1 protein-coding gene and 1 pseudogene are annotated in these 3,323 nt (G+C 67.0%); both read right to left on the bottom strand.

Annotated elements, in window-relative coordinates:
• Positions 1-901: 901 nt before the first annotated feature.
• The gene (locus AB0K51_RS34685; RefSeq protein WP_363462260.1) at positions 902-1,774 is read right to left on the bottom strand and encodes a hypothetical protein; all 873 of its coding nucleotides are present in this window, start codon (positions 1,772-1,774) and stop codon (positions 902-904) included.
• A 222-nt stretch (positions 1,775-1,996) separates the two neighbouring features.
• Positions 1,997-3,192, bottom strand: a pseudogene (locus AB0K51_RS34680) (IS3 family transposase).
• Between the last annotated feature and the right edge of the window lie 131 nt (positions 3,193-3,323).

Genomic DNA, 3,323 nt, shown 5'->3' with positions numbered 1-3,323 from the left:
CCTCGCGATGATCAACCTCATGACCCGCCGACTCACCAACGAAACCACCCCGACATGGCGCGGCACATGAACCATGACCAAGCCATTCATCTCCGAACAAAACAACGGGACGAAACGCCCTCTAAATGAAAGCCGCTGGTGTTTCCGCTGGTACGCATCACGCGCCACGGCCCCATCGCGAGTAGCCATGTTCGATCGCAGTTAGGTACTGGGTCAGGTCAAATCGAACTTCTTCGATGACCCGGTCGTCAGCACCTGGGTACATCAGATCGTCCCAGACCACCGTCTGACCTCGGAGCCGGATCCGGATACAGACCTCGGAGGCGGTGTTGGAGCCCAGCTCTTGGGTCACAACATCCACAGTCCGGGCTTGATCAGTCGGATAGAGGGGGCCTCCGGGCCTGAGCAGCCGGTTCGGATGATCACCGCTTGCACCGTTGTAACTGCGCGCGATCAAGTCAAGGCCATCGACATAGAGGTACGTGTGTACAGCGCTGCACATGGGTGGCCCAGGGCACGCAGTGGTCAGCAGCGTGCTGACCGAGTCATGCCCTTGGCGATCAGTGAGGCTGGCGCGCACCAGGCGCGGGGACTTACGCGGCATCTGACCTTCGCGACATCACGGAGCCGATAATAGGTGCCCAGGAGACCGTTTCGCCGCCCTTTTCCCAGCCGCAGATCACGCTCACCAGTCATCCCGTCCAACCAGGCGGCTCTGGCCGACCACGGGGTCGGGGGCGGGGGCGGGGGCGGGGGCGGGAAGATCATTCACGCAATCGCGGCCAGAGCCTCGGAATTCCCCACCCCCGCTCACGATTCCCCAGCTCGTTGAACCTCGAAGCAAGTGGCGAGAAATCGGTGAGCGAGGGCCGCGGGGCCGCCCGTCCTCCGGCATGGCTTCCTATTCGGGGCCGTCGGTTTCCGCGGGGATGGTCCAGCGCAGCAGGGTGGTGGCGTCGGCCCGTTCCAGGGTGACGGCGTAGACCTGCCCGTAGGCGCGTTCGCCGCGGTGGCGCATGGAGTGGTCGCCGGGATCCCAGCCCAGCTGAATGATCCGGGATCCGTCGAGCTCGATCTGCCCCGCCAGCAGGGGGTGGCTCTCGCCGGCCCGGTCGAGCAGGTGGAAGTGGGTGTGGGCGTCCGCGGAGACCAGCAGGCCGATGCGGGGCCCGTTCGACAGCCAGTCCCGGATCCGGTCGGCGAGCTCCTGAGCCTCATGGAGGGGAAGATCGAGGTGTCCGTAGGGACCGCCGCGCCCGTCGACCTGCGACATCGGGTCGCCGCCGAAACGGGCGTGGGCGTCGTCTTCGTACTTCCCCCAGTAGGTGACGTCGGCGAGCCCGTCGATCGACTCGCCGGACAGCCCGACGAACGAGTCGAGGGCGCGGGCGTCCCCGAGGACCATGCCGCACCGGTCGACCGGCAGGTCGCCGAGGAGGATGGGCTCTCCGCCGGGATCGCCCGGCCAGGGCAGGCCGAGGTCGACTTCCAGGACCGTGATGACCGGCCCGTCGTACGAATTCCACGTCTGTGCGCGGACGTTCAGCGGCCGATCAGGCGCGGCCGGCACTGCGACCGCCTCACAGAACCACTCCTCGCTCGGGCCGTCCGCAGGCTCGTGGAGGTGGCCGCCGCCGCGCTGCCCGGCGGCCAGTGCCCGCTCGGACAGCGGGGCGCCGTGCTCGGACCATTGGTCGATCCAGCCGGCCATCCCCAGGACCAGCACGCCGGACGGTGCTGTAACGACGCCCAGGTCGACAAAGGGCTCACTCATCCGCTGATTCAACCATGTGCTGATCGGCAGGCTCCCAGGCCTTGGCAGTGCGGAGCACCGTGCGGGGACAAGGTCGCAAACCAAGCAGCTCCACTCGCAAACTACGGCGCCCCGTCAAGGGCGCCTCCAGCGTCACTGACACGATGGGCTGCGCCTACCCTGGACCGGCCAGGCCGAGCCTGGCGGCGGTCTAACTGAACCGCCCCGGGTTCGGTAGAGAGCTCAGATGATGGCTTTGGCCAGTGGTTTTGCGGTTGCCAGGTAGTAGTTGGTCTCGTACTCGACGGGCGGGACGTGGCCTATCTCACCGTGGAGTCGGCGGTGGTTGTACCAGTCGACCCACTCGGCCGTGGCGAGCTCGACCTGCGAGAGGGTCCGCCATGGGCGCCGGGGCTTGATCAGCTCGGTCTTGAACAGCCCGATCGTGCTCTCCATGAGGGCGTTGTCGTAGGCATCGTCGACCGAGCCGATGGACGCCGCGATGCCCACTGCTTCGAGGTGCTCGGCCAGGCGGAACGACGTGTACTGACTGCCCGCGTCGCTGTGGTGGACCAACTCGCCTGGCACGACAGGGTTCTGGTCGCGGTCGCGCTGCCAGATCGCCATCTCCAGCGCGTCCAGGACGAACACCGTCTGCTTGACGGTGGCCGCGGACCAGCCGACGATCCGGCGGGAGAAAGTGTCCACGACGAAGGCGACGTACACGATCCCGGCCCAGGTCCTGACGTAGGTGAAGTCCGCGGCCCAGCAGCGGTTCGGGGCGCCGGCGACGAAGTCGCGCTCGACCAGGTCGGGGGCGCGGTCGACCTGCCCGCCGGGAAGAGTGGTGATCACGTGCTTGCCGCGGACCGCGCCGGTGATGCCGAGTTCACGCATCAGGCGCTCGACGGTGCAGCGGGCCACGGTGTGACCCCGGCGGTTCAGCTCGTGCCAGATCTTGCGGGCGCCGTAGACGCGGAAGTTGGCCTCGAAGGCATGCTTGATCAGCGTCTTCAGTTCTGCGTCGCGCACTGAACGCGCTGAAGGCGGAAGGGTGTTGAAGGCTTAGTAGGTGGAAGGGGCGATGCTGCAGCCGTGCTCGGTCAGCACGTGGCAGATCGGCTCGACGCCGCCGAAGCGGCCCCGGTGCTCGTCGATGAACGCTACGAGCGCTGGTGTGGCCGGTCGAGCTCGGCCGCGAAGAAACTCGCCGCGGCCTTGAGGATCTCGTTCGCCCGCTTCAGCTCGGCGATCTCCTTCTTCATCGCCTTGATCTGTGCGGACTCCTCCGTGGTCGTGCCCGGGCGCTGCCCGGAGTCGACCTGGTCCCGGCGCACCCAATTGCGCAGCGTCTCGGCCGAACCGATGCCCAGCTTCTCAGCGACGGCCCGCAGCGCGGCCGACTCGTTCGGGTAGTCACCGAGGACCTCGGCGACCATGCGCACCGCACGACGGCGCAGCTCAGGCGGGTAGGAGGAAGGAATCTCAATGATCGTGTCAAGCCGTCTGCGTGACCGACGGGGCGGAGGTGAACAGCCTCTTGTCACGCAGCATCGCCCACAGCACATCG

It is taken from the genome of Kitasatospora sp. NPDC049285 (genome assembly GCF_040678815.1).
GTDB lineage: Bacteria > Actinomycetota > Actinomycetes > Streptomycetales > Streptomycetaceae > Kitasatospora.
The sequence above is the reverse complement of the archived record's forward strand: the minus strand, read 5'-3'. Positions and strand labels throughout refer to the sequence as shown.